The sequence below is a fragment of the Bradyrhizobium sp. CCGUVB14 genome (assembly GCF_024199935.1).
Taxonomy (GTDB): Bacteria; Pseudomonadota; Alphaproteobacteria; order Rhizobiales; family Xanthobacteraceae; genus Bradyrhizobium.
Map to the genome: position 1 here is coordinate 2,644,704 of NZ_JANADS010000001.1, position 24,108 is coordinate 2,668,811.

Below are 24,108 nucleotides of genomic sequence, written 5' to 3' on the forward strand. Positions count from 1 at the left end.
GCGTTCTCAGCCAGCGCACGAGCGCGCTCCCATCGCACCTTTGTGCGTCGAAATACGACGATTGGTATCGGATTGCCGCAGAGTGTTGCCGCGCCGACATAGTGTGAACCATCGGTTCCCCCTATCAATCCAAGCGCGACTTGGAATGCTGGAATGCCGGTGGTTGGAATGGGAATGAAGCGTCTGCTGCTCGCGAGCTCGGCGCTGGCGAGCTGCCTGTTTTCGGTTTCGGCACAGGCCCAGAGTGTGTGGCACGGCTTCGGCAACTCGACAGCCACCAGCGATTACAATCTCGACACGAACTGGTCGAATCCGCCCGCGGGCGCTCCGCCAATCAATGCCGGCCAGTCAGCGCAATTCACGGGAGGGGGCAGTACGACCATCACGGTCACTGCCGGCCCGATCACCCCGGATTCGTGGACGTTCGGGGCAAACGCCAGCAACTATGCCTTGTCGGGCTCCGATGTGAACTTCAACGGCGCCGGACCGAACCTCGTCAACAACGCCAATACCGGTCAGAGCATCTCGATCAGCAACAACATGACGGGAGCGGGCATCTCGCAGGCCGGCGCCAGCACGCTGACGCTGAGTGGGACCAACTCGTTCACGACGACCAGTGTCTCGGCCGGCACCCTCGCCAACAGTGGCACCCTGACGTCTGCCGTTTCCGTCACGAACAGCCTCGCGACCTACGAAAACACCGGCACGCAGAATGGCGGCCTCGACAACAACGGTGTCACGCGCAATTCGGGCACGCTGAACGGCGGCTTGATCAATTCGGGTGGTTATATTCAGTTTGCCGGTTCAACCAATGGCGGGCTGACCAATATTAACTCGGTCGGCGCCCATGCCGGCGCCTTCAACGGCGCGATCGACAATAGCACCGGCGGTCTCTTCGAAATCTTCGGCACGGTCACCAGCGACAGCACGTTCACCAACAGCACCACCTCGTCTGTCCTGTTTTTTTCCAGCGGCTCTTACACCGTCGCTGGACTGATCACGAACTCGGGCACCGATCCGGCCGGAGGCATCGCGGTAAGCGCCGGCTCGACCCTCAACGCCAACGGCGGCCTGACCAACAACGCCAACGCGACGATCGTGAACAGCGGCGGTACCGTGACCGGCAACCTGAGCAACGCGGGCATCGTCACCAACAGCGGTGCGATGGGCGCGGTGACCAACACCGGATCGTTCGACAACCAGAGCGGCGGTTCGATCACGACGCTGACCAACAATTCCGGCACGTTTACCAACGAGAGCGGCGCGACCGTCTCCGGCGCGGCGACGATCTCCGGCGGCACCGTGACCAACGCCGGCACGTTTTCCTCCACGCTCGGCCTGACCGGCGGCACGTTCACCAACAACGCGGGCGGTCAGGTCCAGGGGATGACCACGATGAGCTTCGCCACGGTGAACAACAACGGCACGATGGCCGGAGTGACCATCAACGCGGGAACGCTCAACAACAACAACGGTGGCACGATCGCGACGGTGACGGCCAGCGATGGTAATTTCCGCAACTACGCAGGTGCAACGGTCTCCGGCGCGGTGTCGATCTCTGCTTCAAACATCACGTTGAACCACGGCACATTCGCCAGCACGCTTGACGCGACCGGCGGCATTTTCACGAACGCCGCCGACGGCCAGGTCCTGGGTGCGACGACGCACAGCGGCGGTGGGATGACCAACTACGGCACGATGGCCGGCGTGACCAACTCGTTCGGGAGTTTCACCAACTACGACACCGGTTCGATTACGACGCTGACCAATAGCGGCGGCAGCTTCTATAGTTTAGGGACGGTCTCCGGCGCTGCGACTATATCTGGAGGCAGCGTGGTAAATCACCAAGGTACGTTTGCGAGCACGATCGGGCTGACGGGCGGCTCGTTTGAGAATGATTCTGGCAGTGTGGTCCAGGGCGCGACGACGAACAATGGCGGCGCGGTGGGCAACTACGGTACGATGGCGGGGGTGACCAACACCTCCGGAACGTTCGGCAACAACACCGGCGGCTCGATCACGACGCTGAACAACAATGGCGGCACCTTCACCAACGATACCGGCGCAACGGTCTCCGGCGCGGCGACGATCTCCGCGGGCAGCGTGACGAACGCCGGCACGTTCTCCAGCACGCTCGGCCTGACCGGCGGCACGTTCACCAACAACACCGGCGGCCAGGTCCAGGGCGCGACCACGAACAACGGCGGTACGGTGAACAACAACGGCACGATGGCCGGCGCGATCAACACCTCCGGAACGTTCAACAACAATAACAACGCCACGATCACGACGCTGATCAACAATGGCGGCCTCTTCCAGAACGACAATCAGGGCAGGGTCACGGGCGCTGCGACCGTGTCTTCAGGCACCGTGCAGAATGCCGGTACGTTTGCGAGCACCCTCGGTCTGACGGGCGGCACGTTCAACAACTTCGGCACTGTTCAGGGCGCCACCACGAACAACGGCGGCACGGTGGGCAACGGCGGCACGATGGCTGGCGTGACCAACACGTCCGGAACGTTCAACAACAACGGCACCGGCTCGATCACGACGCTGAACAACAATGGCGGCACCTTCAACAATGACGCCACGATCAGCGGCGCGGCGACGATCTCCGGCGGCACGGTGTTCGTGACCGGCACCGGGACCATCGGCGGCGCGGTGAGCCTCACCAATGCGGCGGGAACGCTCGATATCTCCGGCGTCACCACCGGTCTTTCGATTACGGATTTCTCGGGTGTCAGCGGAAGCACCGTGAACCTCGGTGCGAAGACGTTGACGATCGCGGGTGGCACGCAGACCTTTGGCGGTGCGATGCAGGGCGCCGGCAATCTGGTCCTGTCCAGCGGCGCGGAGACGCTGACGGGCACGAGCAGCTATAGCGGAACGACCACCGTCAACGGTGGCACGCTCAGGGTCGATGGTTCGATTGCCAGCTCCTCGATGACGACGGTGAATGCCACGAGCACACTCTCGGGCGTGGGCACCGTGGGCAATGTTTCCGTCAACGGTGGCCTGTTCGCGCCGGGCCAGGGCGTGGTCGGCGGCTCCATGACCGTTGCCGGTAGCCTCGTCTTGAGCGCAGCTTCGACCTACCTCGTGGAAGTGACGCCGGCGACGTCCACCTCCAGCATCGTGACCGGCAATGCAAATCTCGGCGGCGCGACGCTGGGCGTCAACTTCGCGGCCGGCAGCTACGTCTCGAAGCAATACACGGTCGTCGCCGCGAGCAGCATCACTGGCGCGTTCAATCCCACCATCCTCAGCCTTGGCCTGCCTGCGGGTTTCAGCATCAGCGCGAGCAACGACGGCACGCACGCCTATCTGAACCTCGTGCTGAACTTTGCACCGCCGTCAGGAAACCTGAACGTCAACCAGCAGAACGTCGGCAACGCGATCATCAACTTCTTCAACACGACCGGCGGGATCTCGATGGCGTTCGGCGGCCTGACGCCGGCCGGGCTGACGCAGCTCTCCGGCGAGGTCGGCAGCGCGCCGCAGCAGTCGACGTTCAACGTGATGACCCAGTTCATGGGCGTGATGACGGATCCGTTCGTCGCCGGCCGTGGTGATCCCGTCAGCGCCGGCGGCGCACCGAATGCCTATGCCGACGAGAGCATGGCTTACGCCGCGACCGCAAAGGGACGTTCGGCCAGCGCGCGCGATGCCTTTGCCGCCTACACCAAGGCCCCAATCGCACCGTCCTTCGAGCAGCGCTGGAGCGTCTGGGCCGCCGGCTTCGGCGGTGCGCAGCAGACCGACGGCAACAATGCACTCGGCTCCAACAACACCACCAGCAGCCTTTACGCGACCGCCGTCGGCGCGGACTATCGCGTGTCGCGTGACACGCTGCTCGGTTTCGCACTTGCAGGTGGCGGCACCAATTTCACGGTTGCCAACAATCTCGGCGGCGGGCGCTCCGACCTGTTCCAGGCCGGCGCGTTCTTCCGCCACAACGCGGGTCCCGCCTACATCACGGGCGCGTTGGCCTATGGCTGGCAGGACATCACCACCGATCGCACCGTGACCGTCGCCGGCGTCGATCGCCTGCGCGCCGAGTTCAATGCCAATGCCTGGTCAGGCCGGCTTGAGGGCGGCTATCGCTTCGTCTCGCAGGGCATTGGTCTGACGCCCTACGCGGCGGCGCAGGTCACCGCCTTCGACCTGCCGGCTTATGCTGAACAGGCGATCGCGGGCAGCAACCAGTTCGCGCTCGCCTATGGCGCCAAGAGCGTCACCGATACCCGCAGCGAGCTCGGCCTGCGCACCGACAAGGCCTTCGGTCAGGACGACGGCATCGTCACGCTGCGCGGTCGCGTCGCCTGGGCGCACGACTACAATCCCAACCGTGCGATCGGCGCCACGTTCCAGACCTTGCCCGGCGCGAGCTTCGTCGTGAACGGCGCGGCGATGGCCTCGGAGACGGCGCTGGTCACCGCAGCGGCCGAGAAGAAATGGCTGAACGGCTGGTCGGCGGCCGCCACGTTCGAGGGCGAGTTCTCCAACGTCACGCGCAGCTATGCCGGAAAGGGCGTGGTGCGTTACGCTTGGTAAGGCTGCGGGCTTGAGGGTCACGAGCCGGCGTCCGGACGTCGGCGTCCCGGCGAAAGACAGGAACCAAAGGAGAGGGCGGCCATTAAGGTCTCATGACCGATGCGCCCAAATCAGCCGCTCGTGCTGCACGTCTCGTGATTGTTGCCCTCGCGGCAGTTGCGGCCTTTGCGCGGCCCGTCGGCGCGGATCAATCATCGACAAGCGCTCCGCTGAAAAGTCCTGCCGATTTTTCGTCGATCTCGAACACAAGCGAGCGCTCGCGCGCGATCTTCAACGAAATCGGCAAGGTGGTCATGAATCCGCGTCGCATGAACTGCCACCCGGCGGGCGACCATCCAACGCAGGGCGACGATTTTCACGAGCACATGCCGCCGATCTGGCGGGCCGAGACCGGGCATTTCGAGGCCAACTGCTCGGGCTGCCATGGCTCTCACAACGTCACGCTGCTCGAGGCGGCTTCATACCGAAGCATTCCCGGTCATCCGCGATGGGGCTTTGCGCCGATGTCGATGGCGTGGCAAGGCAAGTCACTGGGTGAGATCTGCCGCCAGTTGAAGGATGTCCAGGCCAACGGCGGCCGCGACCTCGCCGCGTTGCAGGAGCATGTCGCCAAGGACGATCTCGTCGGTTGGGCCTGGAATCCCGGCGAAGGTCGCAGGCCGGCTCCCGGCAGCCAACAGGCTGCTGGCGAGCTCGTGCAAGCGTGGATCGACAGCGGCGCGGAGTGTCCGCGCTAGCTTACCGCCCGAGCTGCTTCGGATCGTAGAAGAACCGCTCCTCGACGATCTGCTCGCCACGCCAGGTCTGCCAGGCGATCTCCTCAAAATTGCGCGTGACACCTTCAGTGTTGGTGAAGCTGAAGATCCAGCGCGTGGCGACTTTATCGCCCTCGATCAGGCTCGGCCCGACGCGGACGGCCTTCACCTCTTTGGACATCGCCAGCACGCCGCGCTCCTTGGTAACGAGAGCGTCGCGGCCAACCGTCGGTGCGGTGTTGTTCTCATAGGTCACGGCATCGGGTGTGCAGTAGTCCTCGATCGCGCCGATAAAGTCTCCGTTCTCGAGGCGCTTCGCAAATTCTTCGACGATGTCACGGCTCGGCATGATGGTCCTCACGATTAAAACCGACTGTTAGTTGGTAAATACCGACCGGCGGTCGAAAAGTCAACTGGCCGCGTGAGACGAATTGGATTAGATGGGACTCATGGCAAAACAGGCGGAGCGGCGGGCAGCGACTTCGGAGGCGATCCTGACGGCGGCGCGCCGGTTGTTCGGGACGCAGGGCTTTGCCGCCACCACCATGGACGCGATCGCCGAAGCGGCCGGCATCGCCAAGGGCGCGGTCTATCATCACTTCAAGACCAAGGAGGCGGTATTTGAGGCCGTGTTCGACCTCGTCTCGCGCGATCTCGTCGTTGAGATCGACAGTGCCGCACGCGCCGAGAAGGACGTGTTGGCCGCGATGGTCGCCGGCACCCAGCATTATTTTGCCGCGACCGCCAAAGGCCCGACCGGCCAGATCATCCTGCGCGACGGTCCCGCCGTGCTCGGCTGGGAGCGCTGGCGCGAGATCGACGCAAAGCATTTTGGCGGCAAGATGCCGCGCGCGCTGTCGGTGGCGATGGAGATGGGCCTGATCGCAAAGCAGCCGGTCGAGCCGTTGGCGCGGCTGCTGCTCGGCGCGGTGACCGAGGCCGCGGTCGCCTGCGCCGGACGCGCCGATATCGCAAGGGCAGGTGCGGAATATGCCCGTGCGTTCAAGTCGCTGGTCGAGGCGCTGCGTCTGCGGGCATGATCGTGCTAGTGACGAACCGGAAACGCCCACACCAACAAGAAGAAGCGTAGCGCATGAACGCAAATTCCGCCCTCGCGCCATCCGATCCTGAGTTCGACTACATCATCGTCGGCGCCGGCTCCGCCGGCTGCGTGCTCGCCAATCGCTTGTCTGCGAATGGCAAGCACAGCGTGCTGTTGCTCGAGGCCGGCCCCAAGGATTCCAACATCTGGATCCACGTGCCGCTCGGCTACGGCAAGCTGTTCAAGGAAAAGACCGTCAACTGGATGTACCAGACCGAGCCGGAGCCCGAGCTGAAGGGCCGGCAGGTGTTCCAGCCGCGTGGAAAAACGCTCGGCGGCTCGAGTTCGATCAACGGCCTGCTCTACGTTCGCGGCCAGCACGAAGACTACGATCGCTGGCGCCAGCACGGCAATGCCGGCTGGGGCTATGACGACGTGCTGCCCTATTTCAAGAAGGCGGAGAACCAGACGCGCGGTGCCGATCAATATCACGGCACGGGTGGGCCGCTGCCGGTCTCCAACATGGTCGTGACCGATCCGTTGTCGAAAGGTTTCATCGACGCCGCGGTCGAGACCGGTCTGCCCTACAATCCCGATTTCAACGGCGCCACGCAGGAAGGCGTCGGCCTGTTCCAGACCACGACGCGCAACGGCCGTCGCGCCTCGACGGCGGTGGCTTATCTCGGCCCGGCGAAGAGCCGCAGCAATCTCAGGGTCGAGACCGAAGCGCTCGGCCAGCGCGTGCTGTTCGAGGGCCGTCGTGCGGTCGGCGTCGAATATCGGCAAGGCGCGAATGTACGCCGCGCGCGGGCGCGAAAAGAGGTCGTGCTGTCGAGCGGCGCCTACAACTCGCCGCAGCTCCTGCAGCTCTCCGGCGTCGGGCCTGCCGATCTCCTGCGCAAGCACGGCATCGACGTGGTGCTCGATGCGCAGGGCGTCGGCCACGATCTGCAGGATCACATGCAGGTGCGCATCGTGATGCGCTGCTCGCAGAAGATCACGCTGAACGACACCGTCAACAATCCGCTTCGCCGCACGCTGGCGGGCGCACGCTATGCGCTGTTCCGGAAGGGCTGGCTGACGATCGCGGCCGGCACCGCGGGCGCGTTCTTCAAGACCAATCCGCGGCTGGCTTCGCCCGACATCCAGGTTCACTTCCTGCCGTTCTCGACCGACAAGATGGGCGAGCGGCTGCATGATTTTTCCGGCTTCACGGCATCTGTGTGTCAGCTCCGGCCCGAGAGCCGCGGCTCCTTGCGTATCAAGAGCGCGGATCCGACCGTGCCGCCGGAGATCCGCATCAACTACATGTCGACCGAGACCGACCGCACCACCAATGTCGAAGCCATCAAGATCCTGCGCAGGATCCTGAACGCGCCGGCGATGAAGCCGTTCGTGGTCAGCGAGTACGATCCCGGGGCGAAGGTATCCACGGATGCCGAAATTCTGGATTATTGCCGCGAGCGCGGCAGCACCATCTACCATCCGACCTCGACCTGTCGTATGGGCAACGACGCGCTCGCGGTGGTGGACCAGCGGCTGAAGGTGAGGGGGCTCGAAGGCCTTCGCGTCGTCGACGGTTCGATCATGCCGGACCTCGTCTCGGGGAACACCAACGCGCCGATCATCATGATCGCAGAGAAGGCGTCCGATATGATATTGCAGGATGCGCGATAAATTCGTGATGGAGAGGATTTGGACTTGGCACCGCGATTCAAGATCGGCACCCGCAAGAGCGCGATGGCCCTGGCCCAGACGGACGAGATTGCGCGCCGCCTGATCGCTGCCGTGCCCGGCCTCGACGTCGAGATCGTCAAGTTCGACACCACGGGCGATCTCGACCAGACCAGCAAGCTGCTGCCCCATGGCGGCAAGGGCGGCGCCTTCGTCGCACAGATCCGCGCGGCGGTGCTTGCGGGCGAATTGCAGGCGGCGATGCATTCGCTGAAGGACATGCCCGGCAACGAGGACACGCCGGGCCTCGTCATCGGCGCCACGCTGTCGCGCGATCCCGCAAGCGATGCGCTGGTGCTGCGGGATGGCGTGACGTTGGAAGCGCTGCGCCAGTCGCGCGGCAAGGGTTTTAAAATCGGCACCAATGCTGTCCGCCGCGCCGCTTATGCGCGACGGTTGTTTCCGGACATTGAAGTCATTCACTTCCGCGGCGCCGCCGACACGCGCGTGCGCAAGCTCGACAATGGCGAGATGCAGCGCCTGCCGGATGGCGGCGCCGTGGGGCCGGCCGATGCGCTGATCATGGCGCGCTCCGGTCTCGACCGCGTTGGTCTTTCCAGCCGCATTGCCTATGAGTTCACCGCGGCGGAGATGCTGCCGGCCGCGGGGCAGGGCATCGTCGCCGTCGAATGCGCCGCGCAGGACTGGCACACGCGACAAGTCCTGTCATCGATCGACGACGCCGACGCGCATGCCTGCGCCGATGCCGAGCGCGAGGTGCTGTGGGTGCTGAACGGCCACTGCAATTCGCCGGTCGCGGGTTTTTCGACCATTGCCGGCGATCAGATGTCGTTGACCGCATCCGTGCTCGATCTCTCCGGCAACACCATCATCGAAGCCGCACGCACCGGCCCCGCCAATCGCCCGCGTGAGCTCGGCCGTGCCGTGGGACTTGATCTGCTCGGGAAGGGCGCCGCCGAAATCATCGAGCGCAGCCGTCCGCGCTAGGCGTTGTTGCGAAATCACGATCGTCGGGATGGTGTCATCGTGCGCCTGTTTTGCCCGACGTGTCAAATGTCGGTGCGCGAGGTGCTCAACCCGCGCGAAGCGAAATCCTTCAACGATTTCTACTGTGCATGGGGTTGTTTTCGCGGTTTTGATTTCCGCCCCCTGACGGGCGGAACTTTTTTACCCCCGTACGCGCTTGATCATCTGCTCGACATGGGCGATCGGCGTCTCCGGCTGGATGCCGTGGCCGAGGTTGAAGATGAAGCGGCCTTGCGAAAAATTCGCGAGCACATTGTCGACCGCACGGTCGAGCGCCGCGCCACCCGTGATCAGCACCAGCGGATCGAGATTGCCCTGCACGGCGACCTTGCTCTGAACGTGTTCGCGGATGAAGGCGGGCTCGGCGGTCCAGTCCATGCTGACCGCGTCGACACCGGTCGCCTCGACGTAACCAGGCAGCTGCGCGCCGGCGCCGCGCGGAAAGCCGATGATCCTCGCATCCGGCACTTTGGCGCGCACGCCTTCGACGATGCGGCGGGTCGGCTCGGTTGACCAGCGCGCGAACTCGGCCGGTGGCAGCACGCCCGCCCAGGTGTCGAAGATCTGCAGCGCGTTGGCGCCGGCGTCGAGTTGCGCGAGCAGATATTGGATCGAGTTGTCGACCAGCACGTCGATGATCTTCGCAAATGCCTCCGGATGCCGGTAGGCCATCATCCGCGCCGGTGCCTGGTCCGGCGTGCCATGGCCCGCGACCATGTAGGTCGCAACCGTCCACGGCGCGCCGCAGAAGCCGATCAGCGCAATCTTCGGATCGAGCGCGCCGCGCACGATCTTCAGCGCCTCGAACACCGGCTGGAGCTTGCCGAAGTCCGCCTGCGCCGCGAGCGTCGCCACCTTGGCGGGATCATCCAGCGGCTCGAGCCGCGGACCTTCGCCGACTTCGAAGCGCACGGAGCGGCCGAGCGCGTAGGGGATCACCAGAATGTCGGAGAAGATGATCGCCGCATCGAAGCCGAACCGCCGGATCGGTTGCAGCGTCACTTCGGCGGCAAGCTCCGGATCGAAGCAGAGATCGAGGAAGCCGCCGGCCTTGGCGCGCACCTCGCGATACTCCGGCAGATAGCGGCCGGCCTGCCGCATCATCCAGAGGGGCGGGACGGCTTGCCGCTGGCCGGAGAGCACGTCGATGAAGGGCTTTGTCGCAGACTGGGGCACGAATGGTCCTGATGCAGTTTTGAGGTTCCTGATACACCGTGCGCGGCCCGAGCGGAACAGGGGAACCAGCGCAATTGCGCCGCGTTGACCCCGCCAATGGAGGAGGAATTCCATGGCTCAGACATTCAACCCCGCGCCGCACGACAAGCACGCCGACAATCTGCACGAGGCGCTCGCGGCCGATCGCCACGCCAAGCTTGACACCGGGCTGGAAGATACCTTCCCCGCCTCCGATCCCGTGAGCGCCACGCAGCCGACGCCGTCGAAGGCCGATGCGGATGCCGACAATCCCTCGCTCTGGGACAAGGTTAAGTCGATCTTCAGCTAGCGGCCGCCGGTTTCCGATAGGCTTGATAAGACCTTGTTAGTGATCTGCGGAAGCCCCGGTCCGTAGGAGTACGGAAAACCCCGTAGATGAATGCGAATCCGCGCGGGTGCTTCAGGGTTCAATAAGAGAAGCGGCAGAGTTTCCGACTATTGGAGAATTCTGCCGCATGAACCTCGCCTCCCAGAGAGCCGGATGGAGCCGCCTGCCGCTGCGCGCGGCGGCGTTCGTCGTGCTCACCTGTGTGGCGATCCTCGGCGTCAGCGGCTGGCGTGAATGGGCCGCGCGGGACGCGGTGCTCAAGGGCGCCGAGACCGAGATGGCGAACGTCGCCCGCTCGTTGACGCAGCATGCCGAGGACAGCCTCGATCTGCTGGATTCCGGCGTCGTCGGCGTCGTCAGCCGGCTGGAGATGGATGGCGCCGATCCCGCGACGATCAACAAGCTGCGTACCCTGCTCGAGGCGCGCAAGAAAGCGATGGAGCGCGTCCACAGCCTCGCCATCATCGACGACCAGGGCAATTGGCTGACCTCGCCCGGCACGATCGCCTCGACGCTCAGCGACGACACGTTCTTCCGCCATCATCAGCTCTCGCCCAAGCGCGAGCCCTATGTCGGCCGTCCCGTGAAGAGCCTTGTCGACGGCGAATGGGTCGTGACCCTGTCGCGCCGCTTCAACAAGCCGGACGGCAGCTTCGGCGGCGTGGTGCTCGCGGCCATCGGCTCCCGATATCTGTCGCATTTCTACGAGCAGTTCGAGATCGGCCGCAACAGCTCCGTGACGCTGATGTACGGCGACGGCATGATCATCGCGCGCAACCCGAACAACGAAAAGTTCGTCGGCCGCAGCGTCGCCGACACCGCGCTGTTCCGCGACGCCAGCCTGCAACGGCCGTTTGGCGCCTATCATTTCAAGTCGCCGCTCGACGGCGCCGAGCGCGTCAGCTTCTTCAAGCGTTCCGGCCGTTACCCGCTGGTGCTGCTCGCAACCGTCGACAAGGACGAGCTGCTTGCGCCATGGCGGGCTGCTGCGATCTCCCGCATGCTGTACGTGGTCGCGCTGGTGATGCTGATCGCGGTGATCGGCGCGGTGCTGGTGCGGCAGCTGCAGCGCGGCCAGCGCATGGCCGCGGCCCTGATCGAGAAGGAGGCGCATTTCCGCCTGCTCGCGGAAGGCTCCAGCGACATGGTCACCCGCATCGGGCTCGACGAGCGGCTGCGCTACGTTTCGCCGTCGTCCAATCAGGTCGTCGGCTGGCGCCCCAATCAGCTGATCGGCACCGACGCGCTCGCCGGCATCCATCCGGAGGACCGGCCGCACGTGCAGGCCATTGTCGATGCCATGAAGCGCGGCGACACGGACGAAGCGCGCCTCACCTATCGCAACGTGCACCGGCAGAAGTCCGAAGTCTGGCTGGAATCGACCATGCGCGTCACGCGCAAGGACAACGGCAATGTCGACGGCGTGGTCGCGATCTCGCGCGACATCTCCGAGCAGAAGAAACTGGAGACGCGGCTCGAGACCCTCGCGATCGAGGATAGCCTCACCGGGCTTGCCAATCGCCGCCGCTTCGACGAGCGGCTGAAGGAAGAATGGGCGCGCGCCTATCGTGACCGCTCCAGCCTCGGCCTCCTGATGATCGACGTCGATCACTTCAAGTCCTACAACGACGAATACGGCCATCCCGCCGGTGACGCCTGCTTGCGCGTGGTCGCCAAGATCATCGCAGCCGAGATGCAGCGGGTCGGCGATCTCGCGGCGCGTTACGGCGGCGAGGAATTCGCCATGCTGCTGCCGAACACCGATGCCGCCGGCTGCGCCCGGATCGGCGAGCGGATCCGCGGCGCCGTCCACGACGCAGGCCTCGTTCATGTCTCCAGTGCGGTGGCGCCATGCGTCACCGTCTCGATCGGCGGCGCGGCCTGCCGCCCCTCATTCGAGCGCACCGCGGGTGCGGGATCGCTGGTGGAATCCGCCGACCGCGCGCTCTACGCCGCCAAGGCCGGCGGCCGCGATCGTCTGATGATGTCGGGCGAGGTCATGAGCCTGCTGAAGGCTTCTGGTCAGTAATGTCACTCAATAATGCGGAGGGCGCTCATTGGTGGGGCCCGGCGCATTCGCCTCGGCCTCCTGCAGTCGCTCGTTGAGCTGCGCCAGCTGCCGCGTCAGCACATCGATCTGCTTCCACTGCGCGGTGATGGTCTCGTTCAGGGTCTCGATGGTGTCGTCCTGATAGGCAAGACGCGTCTCCAACGTGTCGATGCGTTCGGCGAGCGTCTTGATGTCATTCGTCACGTGCGTGCCCCAATTCCTGTTCGCGCAGGCCTCGCTCGCGCAGGCCATGGCCAAGGGCGACGCGCTCGTCGAACACAAAACATTCGCCGCGCCAGCGGCTCTGCACCTCCGGCACCTCTTCCAGATATTTCAGGATGCCGCCCTTGAGGTGATAGACCTCGGCAAAGCCGCGGGCCAGCAGATGCGCGCTCGCCTTCTCGCAACGGATGCCGCCGGTGCAGAACATCGCGATCTTGCGATGTTTCGCGGGATCGAGCTTCGCAGCGGCAAAATCCTTGAACTGGCCAAAGCTCTTGATGTCCGGGTCGACCGCACCCTCGAACGTGCCCATCGCCACCTCGAAGGCGTTGCGGGTGTCGAGCACCAGCGTGTCGGGTGAGGCGATCAGCGCGTTCCATTCGGCGGCATCGACATAGGTGCCGACCTGCCGGGTCGGATCGGCGGCTGCATCGCCGAGCGTGACGATCTCCTTCTTCAGCCGCACCTTGAGTCGGCCGAACGGCATGGTTTCCGCGGTCGAGCACTTCAGCTCGAGATTGTTCAGCCGGCCGCCGAACATCGCCCCATGCGCGAGCTCGTGAGCGAAGGCGTCGATGGCCTCAGGCGCGCCCGCAATCGTGCCGTTGATGCCCTCCTGGGCCAGCAGCACGCTGCCCTTCACCGAAAGGCCGGCGCAGAACGCGCGCAGCGGCTCGCGCAGTTCGCGGTAGTCGGGCAGGGCGGCGAATTGGTAGAAGGCGCAGACCTTGTAAATCATGCGCCCGTTTAGCAGGCGGCCGGCGCCCAGAAAACCCGCAACCGACAGCTCTATTCCCAGCGAATGGCAGCCATTTCCCTGGTATGCCAGCATTGCCCGGGCGCCCCGGAATGTGTCATGAAGACCCGGTTTTTCGAGATGGCGCCGCGCGCGCCCCAAGACTTCGCCTAGACGGCCCTGAGAGAGCAAACTTCGATGAGAAACTTCCATTTCCCCGGCAGGTCCACGGTCCACGCCACCAACGCGATGGTCGCGACTTCGCATCCGCAGGCATCCCTTGCCGCGATCGAGGTGCTCCGCGAGGGCGGCACGGCGGTGGACGCGGCGGTGGCGGGTTCGGCGATACTCGGCGTGATCGAGCCGCAATCGACCGGCATCGGCGGCGATTGCTTTGCGCTGATCCAACCACGCGGCGAGGGCAAGATCATCGCCTATAACGGCTCCGGCCGGGCGCCGAAGGCGGCCAACGCCGACTGGTATCTCGAGCGCAAGATCAATTCCGTGCCGCTGACCTCGGCCCATGCGGTCTCGATCCCCGGCGTGATCGACGCTTTCGCGACCGTGCTGCGCGACCACGGCAAGTTCGGCTTCGACCGTTTGCTGCAGCCTGCGATCAAGGCGGCGGAAGAAGGCTATGTCGTCGCCCCCCGCATCGCGTTCGACTGGAAGAACCAGTTCGAGAAGCTGAAGGGCGGCACCAACACCGTGCGCTACCTGTTGCCGGGCGGCAAGCCGCCGGTCGCCGGCGACGTCATCCGCCAGGCCGAACTCGGCAAGACGCTGCGTGCCATCGCCAAGGACGGCCGCGACGCCTTCTACAAGGGCGCGATCGCGGAGGACATGGTCGAGACCCTTCGCGGCATCGGCGGTCTGCACACGCTCGACGATTTCGCCGCGCACACCACCGAGACGACGACGCCGATCGGCACCGTGTACAAGGGCCACGACGTCTGGCAGTGCCCGCCGAACGGCCCGGGCGTCACCGCGCTGTTGATGCTCAACATCCTGTCGCGCTTCGACCTGACCAAATACGCCCCCGTGAGCGTCGAGCGTTTCCATCTCGAAGCGGAAGCCGCGCGCATCGCCTACATGAACCGCGAGATGTACGTCGCCTCTCCCGAGCACATGAAGATCAACGTCGCCGAGATGCTCGAGAAGGGCTTTGCCGACGAATACATCAGCAAGATCCGAATGGACGGCATGCTCGACCTGCCGAATGTCGCGCCGCCGATGAATCCGTCGACCATCTACATCACGGTGGTGGACAAGGACCGCAACGTCTGCTCGTTCATCAACTCGGTTGCGCATTCCTTCGGCTCGGCGATCGTCTCGAACAAGACCGGCGTCCTGTTCCAGAACCGCGCCGGCGGCTTCCGCATCCAGCCGGGTCATCCCAACTGTATCGAAGGCGGCAAGCGTCCGCTGCACACGATCATGCCGGGTCTGCTCACCAAGGGCGGCCGGTCCACGATGTCGTTCGCCGTGATGGGTGGTCAGTACCAGCCGACCGGCCAGACTCACCTGCTGACCAATATTCTCGACTATGGCTGTGACGTGCAGGAGGCGATCGACATGCCGCGCGGCCTGCACTACGAGGGCCAGTATCAGCTGGAGGACAGCGTGCCGGCCGATGTCGTCGAGGGCCTGAAGAAGCTCGGCCACAAGACCACCAGCGTGGTCGGCCCGCTCGGCGGCGCCCAGGCGATCTGGATCGACTGGGACAAGGGCACGCTCACCGGCGGTTCCGATCCGCGCAAGGACGGCTGCGCACTGGGCTATTGATCGAAGGTATCGAGGACTGGAAACGACCACCGCATTGCGCTAGACACCTTCCGCCTCAAACGGAAGGTGTTCTATGCAGCGTTTTCAGCGCGCACTCCTCGCCATCATGTCGGCCCTCGCGATCACTTTGGTCGCGAGCGTATCGACATTCCTCTCCACCACGGCATCGGCCCAGACCGCAGGAAAACCCATGACCACAGCTTCAGGCTTGCAGACCATCGACAGCGTCGTCGGCACCGGCGCTTCGCCGAAGCCCGGCCAGATTTGCGTGATGCACTATACCGGCTGGCTCTACGAGAATGGCCAGAAGGGCAAGAAATTCGACTCGTCCGTCGATCGCAACGAGCCGTTCGAATTCCCGATCGGCAAGGGCCGCGTCATCGCCGGCTGGGACGAGGGCGTTGCCACGATGAAGGTCGGCGGCAAGCGCACGCTGATCATCCCGCCGCAGCTCGGCTACGGGGCGCGCGGCGCGGGTGGCGTGATCCCGCCGAACGCGACGCTGATGTTCGACGTCGAACTGCTCGCGGTGAAGTGACCCTTCTCGTCATGCCCGGGCATGTCCCGGCCATGACGGATCGAGATCGGCACAAACAAAAAGACCGGCCTCTCGGCCGGTCTTTTCATTTCTATGTTGCGCGCGTTACTCGGCCGCGCGACGTGCCGCCGCAGCGGCGCGGTCGATTGCTTCCTTCGCGGCATCCTTGGCGTCGCCCATGGCCTTCTGGCCCTTGCCCTTGACCTCCTGGACCACGCCTTCGCCCTGAAGACGTTCGGAACCGGTGGCTTCACCGATGCCCTGCTTGGCCTTGCCGATGGCTTCGTTGGCGGTGCCCTTGATCTTGTCGCTCGTGCTACCCATGAAACTCTCCTTCCAGATTGCTCGGAATAACAACGCTGGGCGGCTATGAGGGTTCCGATTTTGGTATGGCTTGATAGGCGGCCTTTGGTTACTTTCGCACGCACGGAACCAACAGAAAGCAAGACCCATGACCGGCCATGACCATTCGCATTCCCACCATGACCACGATCATGACGATGATCGCTGGAAACATGACGGGGTGCGCGTCATTCCCGGCAACCAGCTCGATACCAACGTTCCGTCGACGGCAGGCATGGATCGCGCGGCCGCGATCAATTTCGCCCGCGTCGGCGCACAGAAATTGTGGGCGGGCACGGTCAGCATCAAGCCGGATGCGAAGACCGGCGCGCATCACCACGGTCATCTCGAAAGCGTCATCTATGTGGTGAAGGGCAAGGCGCGGATGCGCTGGGGCGAGAGCCTGCAGTTCACTGCCGAGGCCGGCCCCGGCGATTTCATTTTCGTGCCGCCCTACGTGCCGCACCAGGAGATCAATGCCAGCGCCGACGAGGTGCTGGAATGCGTGCTGGTGCGCAGCGACGGCGAGGCGGTCGCGATCAATCTCGACATCGAGCCGGTCGAAAAGCCCGAGACGGTGCTGTGGATCGATCCGGTCCATCGGGATCCGAACGAGAAGAAGTAAGGCCGAAGCGCGCGGGGTTCGGTGCGACAGAACCCCGCAGCTCGCGATCGGAAAAATATTTCGGAAGCCGTGTCGGATGGCCGCTCAGCCATCCGTCCTTGGGCAGAACCCCGCCCAAGGAGCTTCCGATGCCCAGGATGATTTTCCTCAATCTACCGGTGACCGACCTCAAGCGTGCGACCGCGTTTTACGAGGCGGTCGGCGCGACCAGGAACCAGCAATTCAGTGACAATACGGCGAGCTGCATGGTCTTTTCCGAGGCCATCTACGTGATGCTGACGACCCACGACAAATTCCGTCATTTCACGCCGAAGCCGATCGCGGATGCCAAGACCTCGAACCAGGCGTTGTTCTGCCTGTCCGCCGACAGCCGGAACGAAGTCGACGAGATCGTCGACAAGGCCGCGGCCGCGGGCGGGGTGGCCGATCCGAGCCCGAAGGACGAGTACGACTTCATGTATGGCCGCAGCTTCGAGGATCCGGATGGCCATATGTGGGGTGTGAACTGGCTGGACATGGCAGCGGTTCCTCCGAAGCCCGCCATGGCGAACGCCTGATCGAAAGCTGACGAGGAGCATTCGCAATGTCCAAGCTCGTGCCCTGCATGTGGTTCAACGGCGATGCCGAGGAGGCCGCGAAGTTCTACGTCTCACTGGTGCCGAACTCCGAGATCACGCACGTCCAGCAGAACGTTTCGGACGGCCCGTCCGGCAAGACGGGCTCCGTGCTCGTCGTCGAGTTCACGGTGGCCGGACAGCCTCTGGTCGCGCTCAACGGCGGCATGAAGATGGAGTACACGCACGCGATCTCGCTGATGATCCATTGCGACGACCAGGCGCAGGTCGACAGCGTCTGGAATGCATTCCTCGCCCATGGCGGCAAGGAAGAGCAGTGTGGCTGGCTCAGGGATCGCTGGGGCGTTGCCTGGCAGGTGGTGCCGAAAGTGATGTTCGACTTCCTGACGAGCCCCGACAAGGCCGCCGCCGCCCGCGCGATGCAGGCCATGATGAAGATGGTGAAGCTGGATGTGGAGGTCCTGCGCCGCGCGTTCGAAGGCAAGTCGGCGGCGTGACGTCAACACGGGTGCCGTAGGGTGGGCAAAGGCGCGAGAGCGCCGTGCCCACGATCTGTTCTTGGTTGAGAAGAGTGGTGGGCACGCTTGCGCTTTGCCCACCCTACGAGACCGTCTTCAGTCGTCTCAGTAATTGATCCGCAGCCCGACGCCGCCATGGATGGTGTTGCCGACCGGCTGCGGGCCCAGCGTGCCGTTGGCGAAGAGGTCCACGACCCAGCCCTTCTGCACGCGGAAGCCGAGGCGGCCGCCATATTCGAACCAGCCCTGGTTGCCCATCGTCGGCACCACCATGCCGTCGCCGGTCACGGTGGCGACGATGCCGCTACGGCTGGCGAACGACTGCACCCAGCCGCCATTGATGTTGGTCTCGATATTGCCGGCGAAGAGATGGGTCCACTGGCCGCCGATCTTGACCAGGCTGGTGCGGTCGGTGCCGGTGGCAATGGTGGCGTCGAACGGATTGAACGCGATCGTGTTGTCCGCATAGCCCGATACGCGCTGCCAGAGTTGCCAGACCTCGACGGAGGCTGCGACCTCATCCTGCGGTGACAACCGGCTCATCCAGCCGGCGCGACCGTAGACCGCGTAGTTCGCGGCGTTGGTCGAGCTGGTCACGCTCACCGGGCCGAGGCTGGTGTTGTAGCTGCGGGTGTAGTGCGCCTTCTCCCACGGCGTCAGGATCGTGCCGACGTCAAAGAACGGACGCGACGAGCCCCAATCGGTGAAGTCATAACGCAGCGCGAAGGCGCCGATCGGTGCGCTGGTGATGTTGTAGCCGCCCTCGCTGTATTGCGTGTAGGCGAGGCCGGCGAGCAGCGACAGATTGGGCGTCAGCTCCTTGCGGCCGTGGACGCCGGCCGAGAACGAGCCGGCCGAGCCGAACGCGCTGATGCAGTCGCTGCAATTGACCTGCTCGTTGACGCCAAGCAGCACCGTACCGAGCACGCGGTTGGTGATCATCTGGTTGAAGCGCTGGTTGGCGAGACCGCCAACCGAGTTGCCGCTGGAATCGGAGCCCGTCGGCGTGGGGCTGGGCGACGGGCTTGGCGACGGGACCGGGTTCGGCGACGGGGACGGACTCGGCGACGGATAGGAGGTTGGTGACGGATAGGGGTTGGGCTCGCCGCATTCAGACTCGCAGGTGCTCGCGGCTGCGGCCGAACGGGTGTTGAGCCCGAACAGCGCAAGCGTCGCGCACGCAGCCAACGCGCCGGCCAGGACAAGCCTCTTGAAGCCGAGCTGCGTCATCGTCAGCGCCCGCATAGCATGCCGTCGTCATGGACGGCGGGCGTAATGGTCGGCGAGGCATCGGCATACTGGTTGACGGCGCACAGCCCCGCATTCGCGGCGCAGTTGGCGGCGAAAGTCCAGGGCGGCGTGTTGGTCTTGGTGATGGAGACCTTGCCGCCTGTCGAGGTGATGACCGCGGTGTCGCCCGGCTGGGTGAGCTGGATGCACTGGAAGTTCAGCGTGCAGACGCTGGCCGCCCCCTCCTGAAGCACGACGACCGAGCGGCCGCGCTGCGACAGGATGTCGAGCGTGGTGCCGCGGACACCGATGGTCGCGAGCGGCGTCGTGATCTTGTAGGCGGTCTTCTCCGAATGCCCGGTCACGAAGCGGAAGGCGCCGGTGGCCATGCGAATCGCGACGTCGCGATAGCTGTGCTCGTCGTTGAAGACGGTGCGATCGAGCTTCAGCGTGGCGCTCGGTCCAAGCGACAGATTGGTGCTGTCGGCCATGACGAAGCGCGCTGCGCTGTCGGTGCCGGTGCGTACGGTCTCGTCGCGCAGCATGCTGTCGCCAACGCTGATCGGTGACGTGGTCGCGGCGACGCGCACCACCTCGTTTTGAACCAGGACGGCTTCGCCGACACGCGTTTGGGCCTGCGCGCAGGTCGCAGCGCAGAGCGTGGCCGACAGCAGCGCAGGGAAAAGCAGAAAACGAAAATTCATATGGTACCCGATCGAAGTCCCTGATCGCGCGCCTGCGTTGTGGTAGACTGATCCGTGGCGGCGCGAGACGAGCGTTAGCTTAGTGACAGTTGCGGCAGAATGCGTTCAATGGATCGGCTGAGTTGTTTTTTATTCGCGGTGACGCAGATTTGCCACGCAAACTAGCCCCACTTCAGTCGCTTGAGGCACATGCGGTTCCGCAACTGTCGCGAAGCGCAGTGATCGCTGTCGCGATCTTCCTAGCTGCGCATCTCGCGCTGCTGGTCGGGCTGGTGACGCCGGAAAAATTCGTCTTCGACGAGGTGCACTACGTGCCGGCGGCGCGGCAGATGCTGGGCTTCGGCACGTCGGATCCGATGCTCAATCCGATGCATCCGCCGCTGGCGAAAGAGCTGATCGCGGGTTCGATCGCGGCATTCGGCGACAATGCGCTGGGCTGGCGCTATCCGGCGACGCTGTTCGGTGCGCTCGCAATCGTCGCGATCTATCTCTGCGGTCTGGCGCTGTTCGGATCGCAAGGGCCCGCGATCGCAGCCGCGCTGATCGCGGCGTTCAACCAGATGCTCTATGTGCAGGCGCGCATCGCGATGCTCGACATCTTCGCGCTCGGCTTCGGTCTGCTCGCCATTGCCGCCTTCATGCACGGCTTTCGACGAGAGCGGCCGCAGGCGCTGTTCGCGCTCGCGGGTGCGTTGTTCGGTCTGGCCGCCGCCTGCAAATGGAGCGGCCTGTTTCCGCTCGGTGTTTGCATCGGGATCGTTGCATTGATCCGCCTGATGCAGGGTTGGCACACGCGGTTTGCCGATGCCAAGCCAAGCGATTGGTACCGGCCCGATCTGTGGCCGGAATTCAGGCTTCATCATGCCGCGCTCTGCTTCGCGCTGCTGCCGGCCGTGACCTATCTCGCCGCCTTCGTGCCGCTCTATGGTGTGTCGCTGCCGGATCTGGTCGAAGCACAGCGCCGCATCTTTGCCGACAACACCACCACCGCGATCGCCGGGCATACTTACATGAGCTCGTGGCCATCCTGGCCGCTGCTCGCGCGTCCCGTGTGGTTCCTGTTCGACAAGACGTCGGACGACAACGTCGCGGCGGTGGTTTTCCTCGGCAATCCGCTGGTGCTGTGGCCGGCGCTGCTCGCGCTCGCAGTGGTGTTGCGCGACTTCATCGTCGCGCGTCGCTGGGATGCTTTCCTGATCGCGGCGTTCTATTTCGGCCCCTGGCTCGCCTGGGCGCTGCTGCCGCGCACGCTGGGCTTCATCTATTATTATCTGCCGGCCGCAACCGCGGCCTCGCTCGCGCTGGTCTATGTGATGCGAAGAGAGGGCCTGCCACGCTGGCTGTTGTGGGCCTATGTCGGCCTCGCCGCGATCGGCTTTGTGGTGATGCTGCCGGTCTCGGCCGCCTTCATCGGCACGTCGATGCAGACGTTCAACCGGCTGATGCTGTTCCAGAGCTGGATCTGACACCAGAAACCGCCTGCCGTTTTCGCGGCAGGCGGTTTATCGATTTCGGCGATCAGGTCCCGGATCACTTCGACGCGGTCTTGGTGTCCATGTTCACGACCTGGACGCGACGGTTGATCGGGTCGGCGCCGTTGGCGGTGTCCTTCAGCTTGGTCTTGCCGTAGCCGACCGTGACGAGATCATTGCCGCTGAGGCCATAGTTCTGCACCAGGTACTTCTTGATCGTGTCGGCGCGACGCTCCGAGAGGCCCTGATTGTACTCTTCGGTGCCGATCGCATCGGTGTGGCCGGCGACCACGAAGGTCGAGCCCTTCAGCGACGGATCGGACAGCGCCTTGCCGAGCGCCTGCACCGACGGTACCGAGGTCTTGGCGATGTCGGCCGAGTTGTAGTCGAACTGGATCTCCAGATCGATGTTCGGCTTGGTCGACGCGAGCTCGGCAATCTGCTCGCGCTCGCCCATCGAAAGCGAACGGGTCTGCCGGTTGCGCACGGTGTTGAGGAAGGTCGCTTCCTTGGCTTGCGCCGTCGGATCGGCCTGCGGACCTGCGGACAGGCCGCGGGTAATCGGCTTCGGCTTCAACGCATCCAGGATCTGGTTGGTGGAGACGTTGGTGTCGCCGGCGAAAGCGAGGCCCGCCGTCAGCGACAGCGCGGCCGTGAGTGTGATCGCCTTCAGTCCAAAAAATTTATTGAAATGGGTCATTGTCGTATCCTCGCTGTGACGCCCGATGGCGATTTGATGCTGCGAGCATAGGGAAGGTTCAAAGGCCCGGATGTGATGCGGGTCACATTCAGAACCAGCCACAATTCGAAGCGCATCCTGGCGCCGGCGCCGGTCGGCATCCATGGCAGCCAGCCAGCGGTAGCGGCTTATCGCCGGTGCTGCACGAGGCTCGCGTCAGGAAGCAGCGCTGTCTCATTCGATCGTCGAACGCAGCGGGTCCTCCTGCAGGGTCTTTTCGAGATCGTGCCCCGCGAACCGCTGGACTCACGGCCGATGTGGGTACAATCTCCCGCTATTGCTCGTCACCAGCCGTTGTTGTCCGCTGCGTCAGCAGCCCGAAAAGCAATCGTCGCAGCGTCTCTCAGCTCGGTTCGAGCAGCAGAAATCCCCGGGTGATCCAGATCACAGTATTCCGTCGTGAACTGGATCAGGTTGCTCTCATCGGATCGGCTCAAGCTGATCCGAGAGCAGCGAAGAAGTTTAGATCAGGGGAGAATGATCATGCGCTTCTTGATCGCAGCAATTTCAATCGTAGCATTCATTGTCAGCGGCAACGCGGCTCTTGCGGACAAGCGCGTCGCTTTTGTGGTCGGCAACGCCGCCTACAAGAATGTCCCGCAGCTCCCTAATCCCGCAATCGATTCCAAGGCTATCGCCAGGGTGCTCCGCAACGTCGGTTTTGATGTCGTCGAGGGCGCCAACCTCACCCGCGACGCCATGACCGCAAAGCTCCTGGAGTTTGGCAAGAAGAGCGAGGGTGCGGATGTCGCCGTGTTCTTCTATGCCGGCCACGGCATTGCCGTGAATGGCGTCAACTACCTGTTGCCGATCGACGCGGACCTGAAGTCGGAGATGGATGTCAAGCTCGGCGCGGCGATCAATGTCGATCTCACGCTCGACCAGACCATGTCGGATGCGAAGGTGAAGCTCGTGTTCCTGGACGCCTGTCGTGACAACCCGTTTGCGGCAAAGATCCGGTCGGCCAAGGCCACGCGCTCCGTCAACGTGCAGACCGGCCTTGCCGAGATGAAGTCGGGCGAAGGCACGCTGATTGCCTTTGCCACCGGCCCCGGCCAGACCGCGCTCGACGGCGAGGCCGGTACCAACAGCCCGTTCACCCGCGCACTGGTCGCCAACATTGCCCAGCCCGGGATCGAGATCCAGCAGGCGATGACCAAGGTCCGCGCCCAGGTCAGTGACGAGACCAACAAGGGACAATTGCCCTGGGGGCATACCAACCTCACCGGCAACGTCTATCTCAATCCGGTCAACACGCCCGCTGTGGCCACGACCGACACATCGCCGATGTCGTCCGCGACCAGGCAAGGGTCCGACATCGAGCTCGAGTTCTGGCGCTCGATCAAGGACACCAACAAGGTGGAAGAGCTCAACGCCTATCTCACCAACTATCCGAACGGCACGTTCAAATCGATCGCGCTCGCCCGCATCGCGGCGTTGCAGGATGGACCGTCCAACACCACCCGCAACCTCTCGGCCGGGATCGATCCCGCGACGTTCACCGACGAAGCCAATCAGGTGTCCGAAGACCAGATCGGTTTGGACAAGAGCCAACGTCGCGACGTGCAGCGCCGCCTCACCGGGCTCGGCTTCGACGTCAAGACGACGGGCAAATTCGACGACGAGACCCGTTCCGTGATGAAGCGGTGGCAGGCGGCACGCGGCTATCCCGCGACCGGTTATCTGAACAAGCTCCAGCACAAGGCGCTGCTGTCTGAAATCATCTCGACCCGCGCGGCCTCCTCCGAGGAGCAGGCGGACGATGAGCCTTCGCGTCGCCGGTCCTCCGGTGGCGGCGGCCGGCGCCATTATAGCGGCGGTGGTGGCGGTGGCGGTCCGATGGGCGGCCCCGGCGGTCTGTTCGGCGGTATGATGGGCGGGTTGTTCGGCCGCCGCTGAGCGATAGGCAAGCAAAAGGCGGCCCGGTTCGGGCCGCCTTTTCGTTGCGGAAACCCTT

At 64.2% G+C, this 24,108-nt stretch carries 22 protein-coding genes; 14 read left to right on the forward strand and 8 right to left on the reverse strand.

The genetic code is table 11. From position 1 onward, the window contains the following. The first annotated feature begins 174 nt into the window (after positions 1–174). Both NLM32_RS12200 and NLM32_RS12205 read left to right on the forward strand, forming a co-directional pair. Positions 175–4,554, forward strand: a complete 4,380-nt coding sequence (locus NLM32_RS12200) for an autotransporter domain-containing protein (RefSeq protein WP_254129220.1) — start codon at positions 175–177, stop codon at positions 4,552–4,554. 92 nt (positions 4,555–4,646) lie between these two features. Next, positions 4,647–5,291: an Isoquinoline 1-oxidoreductase subunit gene (locus NLM32_RS12205; protein WP_254129221.1), complete on the forward strand. Its 645-nt coding sequence runs from the start codon at positions 4,647–4,649 to the stop codon at positions 5,289–5,291. Position 5,292: 1 nt separating this feature from the next. Here the strand turns inward: NLM32_RS12205 and NLM32_RS12210 are convergent, their stop codons facing one another. After that, complete coding sequence (locus NLM32_RS12210; RefSeq protein WP_254129222.1) at positions 5,293–5,658, reverse strand: nuclear transport factor 2 family protein; 366 nt, start codon at positions 5,656–5,658, stop codon at positions 5,293–5,295. 100 nt (positions 5,659–5,758) lie between these two features. Here NLM32_RS12210 and NLM32_RS12215 point away from each other — a divergent pair, with 100 nt between their 5' ends. From NLM32_RS12215 to hemC, 3 genes are read left to right on the forward strand one after another with little or no spacing between them, the layout of a single operon-like run. Then, positions 5,759–6,349 (forward strand): TetR/AcrR family transcriptional regulator, encoded by a 591-nt coding sequence (locus NLM32_RS12215; RefSeq protein ID WP_254129223.1) that lies wholly within the window; start codon positions 5,759–5,761, stop codon positions 6,347–6,349. Positions 6,350–6,402: 53 nt separating this feature from the next. Beyond that, entirely contained in the window at positions 6,403–8,028 is a 1,626-nt protein-coding gene (locus tag NLM32_RS12220) for a GMC family oxidoreductase (RefSeq protein ID WP_254129224.1), read from the forward strand. 24 nt (positions 8,029–8,052) lie between these two features. Next, complete coding sequence (hemC, locus tag NLM32_RS12225) at positions 8,053–9,033, forward strand: hydroxymethylbilane synthase (protein ID WP_254129225.1); 981 nt, start codon at positions 8,053–8,055, stop codon at positions 9,031–9,033. A gap of 180 nt (positions 9,034–9,213) precedes the next feature. Here hemC and hemE read toward each other — a convergent pair whose 3' ends face one another. Further along, positions 9,214–10,248: a uroporphyrinogen decarboxylase gene (gene hemE / locus NLM32_RS12230; RefSeq protein WP_254129226.1), complete on the reverse strand. Its 1,035-nt coding sequence runs from the start codon at positions 10,246–10,248 to the stop codon at positions 9,214–9,216. A 112-nt stretch (positions 10,249–10,360) separates the two neighbouring features. On the opposite strand from hemE, the gene NLM32_RS12235 reads away from it, so the two are divergent. Continuing rightward, a complete protein-coding gene (locus NLM32_RS12235) occupies positions 10,361–10,576 on the forward strand; it encodes a hypothetical protein (protein WP_254129227.1) in 216 nt (71 codons plus the stop codon). 166 nt (positions 10,577–10,742) lie between these two features. Then, positions 10,743–12,644: a diguanylate cyclase gene (locus NLM32_RS12240; protein ID WP_254129228.1), complete on the forward strand. Its 1,902-nt coding sequence runs from the start codon at positions 10,743–10,745 to the stop codon at positions 12,642–12,644. 6 nt (positions 12,645–12,650) lie between these two features. Here the strand turns inward: NLM32_RS12240 and NLM32_RS12245 are convergent, their stop codons facing one another. After that, on the reverse strand, positions 12,651–12,869 hold the full coding sequence (locus NLM32_RS12245) for a SlyX family protein (protein WP_254129229.1): 219 nt from the start codon (positions 12,867–12,869) through the stop codon (positions 12,651–12,653). Continuing rightward, positions 12,859–13,626 carry a rhodanese-related sulfurtransferase gene (locus NLM32_RS12250; RefSeq protein WP_254135295.1) on the reverse strand — a complete coding sequence of 256 codons (768 nt, stop codon included), beginning with the start codon at positions 13,624–13,626 and terminating at the stop codon, positions 12,859–12,861. Before NLM32_RS12250 ends, NLM32_RS12245 begins: the two co-directional genes overlap by 11 nt. A 195-nt stretch (positions 13,627–13,821) precedes the next feature. Here NLM32_RS12250 and ggt point away from each other — a divergent pair, with 195 nt between their 5' ends. Further along, positions 13,822–15,408 carry a gamma-glutamyltransferase gene (gene ggt / locus NLM32_RS12255; RefSeq protein WP_254129230.1) on the forward strand — a complete coding sequence of 529 codons (1,587 nt, stop codon included), beginning with the start codon at positions 13,822–13,824 and terminating at the stop codon, positions 15,406–15,408. Positions 15,409–15,481: 73 nt separating this feature from the next. Continuing rightward, positions 15,482–15,946, forward strand: a complete 465-nt coding sequence (locus tag NLM32_RS12260) for an FKBP-type peptidyl-prolyl cis-trans isomerase (RefSeq protein WP_254129231.1) — start codon at positions 15,482–15,484, stop codon at positions 15,944–15,946. 105 nt (positions 15,947–16,051) lie between these two features. Here the strand turns inward: NLM32_RS12260 and NLM32_RS12265 are convergent, their stop codons facing one another. Then, positions 16,052–16,270, reverse strand: coding sequence for a CsbD family protein (locus NLM32_RS12265; protein ID WP_254129232.1), 219 nt, complete (start codon positions 16,268–16,270; stop codon positions 16,052–16,054). Positions 16,271–16,397: 127 nt separating this feature from the next. Here NLM32_RS12265 and NLM32_RS12270 point away from each other — a divergent pair, with 127 nt between their 5' ends. The 3 genes from NLM32_RS12270 (at position 16,398) to NLM32_RS12280 (ending at position 17,985) form a co-directional block, all read left to right on the forward strand. Further along, positions 16,398–16,913, forward strand: a complete 516-nt coding sequence (locus NLM32_RS12270) for a cupin domain-containing protein (RefSeq protein WP_254129233.1) — start codon at positions 16,398–16,400, stop codon at positions 16,911–16,913. Between the two features lie 128 nt (positions 16,914–17,041). Further along, positions 17,042–17,470 (forward strand): VOC family protein, encoded by a 429-nt coding sequence (locus tag NLM32_RS12275; protein WP_254129234.1) that lies wholly within the window; start codon positions 17,042–17,044, stop codon positions 17,468–17,470. A gap of 26 nt (positions 17,471–17,496) precedes the next feature. Continuing rightward, positions 17,497–17,985, forward strand: coding sequence for a VOC family protein (locus NLM32_RS12280; RefSeq protein ID WP_254129235.1), 489 nt, complete (start codon positions 17,497–17,499; stop codon positions 17,983–17,985). Between the two features lie 126 nt (positions 17,986–18,111). Here NLM32_RS12280 and NLM32_RS12285 read toward each other — a convergent pair whose 3' ends face one another. Then, entirely contained in the window at positions 18,112–19,251 is a 1,140-nt protein-coding gene (locus NLM32_RS12285) for a hypothetical protein (protein ID WP_254129236.1), read from the reverse strand. Then, positions 19,239–19,940, reverse strand: coding sequence for a FecR domain-containing protein (locus NLM32_RS12290; protein ID WP_254129237.1), 702 nt, complete (start codon positions 19,938–19,940; stop codon positions 19,239–19,241). Before NLM32_RS12290 ends, NLM32_RS12285 begins: the two co-directional genes overlap by 13 nt. A gap of 218 nt (positions 19,941–20,158) precedes the next feature. Between NLM32_RS12290 and NLM32_RS12295 the strand changes: the two genes are divergently transcribed. Beyond that, on the forward strand, positions 20,159–21,406 hold the full coding sequence (locus tag NLM32_RS12295) for a phospholipid carrier-dependent glycosyltransferase (protein ID WP_254129238.1): 1,248 nt from the start codon (positions 20,159–20,161) through the stop codon (positions 21,404–21,406). A gap of 64 nt (positions 21,407–21,470) precedes the next feature. On the opposite strand, the gene NLM32_RS12300 is transcribed toward NLM32_RS12295, so the two are convergent. Further along, on the reverse strand, positions 21,471–22,112 hold the full coding sequence (locus tag NLM32_RS12300; protein WP_254129239.1) for an OmpA family protein: 642 nt from the start codon (positions 22,110–22,112) through the stop codon (positions 21,471–21,473). Positions 22,113–22,634: 522 nt separating this feature from the next. Here NLM32_RS12300 and NLM32_RS12305 point away from each other — a divergent pair. Then, complete coding sequence (locus tag NLM32_RS12305) at positions 22,635–24,050, forward strand: caspase family protein (RefSeq protein ID WP_254129240.1); 1,416 nt, start codon at positions 22,635–22,637, stop codon at positions 24,048–24,050. Positions 24,051–24,108 lie beyond the last annotated feature (58 nt).

Bases quoted from the DNA above. Each gene is read 5' to 3' on its own strand.
- NLM32_RS12265 (WP_254129232.1), bottom strand. From the start codon at position 16,270: ATGGGTAGCACGAGCGACAAGATCAAGGGCACCGCCAACGAAGCCATC.
- NLM32_RS12290 (WP_254129237.1), bottom strand. From the start codon at position 19,940: ATGAATTTTCGTTTTCTGCTTTTCCCTGCGCTGCTGTCGGCCACGCTC.
- NLM32_RS12300 (WP_254129239.1), bottom strand. From the start codon at position 22,112: ATGACCCATTTCAATAAATTTTTTGGACTGAAGGCGATCACACTCACG.
- NLM32_RS12275 (WP_254129234.1), top strand. From the start codon at position 17,042: ATGCCCAGGATGATTTTCCTCAATCTACCGGTGACCGACCTCAAGCGT.
- NLM32_RS12285 (WP_254129236.1), bottom strand. From the start codon at position 19,251: ATGCGGGCGCTGACGATGACGCAGCTCGGCTTCAAGAGGCTTGTCCTG.
- NLM32_RS12280 (WP_254129235.1), top strand. From the start codon at position 17,497: ATGTCCAAGCTCGTGCCCTGCATGTGGTTCAACGGCGATGCCGAGGAG.
- NLM32_RS12240 (WP_254129228.1), top strand. From the start codon at position 10,743: ATGAACCTCGCCTCCCAGAGAGCCGGATGGAGCCGCCTGCCGCTGCGC.
- NLM32_RS12250 (WP_254135295.1), bottom strand. From the start codon at position 13,626: ATGATTTACAAGGTCTGCGCCTTCTACCAATTCGCCGCCCTGCCCGAC.
- NLM32_RS12205 (WP_254129221.1), top strand. From the start codon at position 4,647: ATGACCGATGCGCCCAAATCAGCCGCTCGTGCTGCACGTCTCGTGATT.
- NLM32_RS12200 (WP_254129220.1), top strand. From the start codon at position 175: ATGAAGCGTCTGCTGCTCGCGAGCTCGGCGCTGGCGAGCTGCCTGTTT.
- NLM32_RS12305 (WP_254129240.1), top strand. From the start codon at position 22,635: ATGCGCTTCTTGATCGCAGCAATTTCAATCGTAGCATTCATTGTCAGC.
- NLM32_RS12260 (WP_254129231.1), top strand. From the start codon at position 15,482: ATGCAGCGTTTTCAGCGCGCACTCCTCGCCATCATGTCGGCCCTCGCG.
- ggt (WP_254129230.1), top strand. From the start codon at position 13,822: ATGAGAAACTTCCATTTCCCCGGCAGGTCCACGGTCCACGCCACCAAC.
- NLM32_RS12235 (WP_254129227.1), top strand. From the start codon at position 10,361: ATGGCTCAGACATTCAACCCCGCGCCGCACGACAAGCACGCCGACAAT.
- NLM32_RS12220 (WP_254129224.1), top strand. From the start codon at position 6,403: ATGAACGCAAATTCCGCCCTCGCGCCATCCGATCCTGAGTTCGACTAC.
- NLM32_RS12215 (WP_254129223.1), top strand. From the start codon at position 5,759: ATGGCAAAACAGGCGGAGCGGCGGGCAGCGACTTCGGAGGCGATCCTG.
- NLM32_RS12270 (WP_254129233.1), top strand. From the start codon at position 16,398: ATGACCGGCCATGACCATTCGCATTCCCACCATGACCACGATCATGAC.
- NLM32_RS12210 (WP_254129222.1), bottom strand. From the start codon at position 5,658: ATGCCGAGCCGTGACATCGTCGAAGAATTTGCGAAGCGCCTCGAGAAC.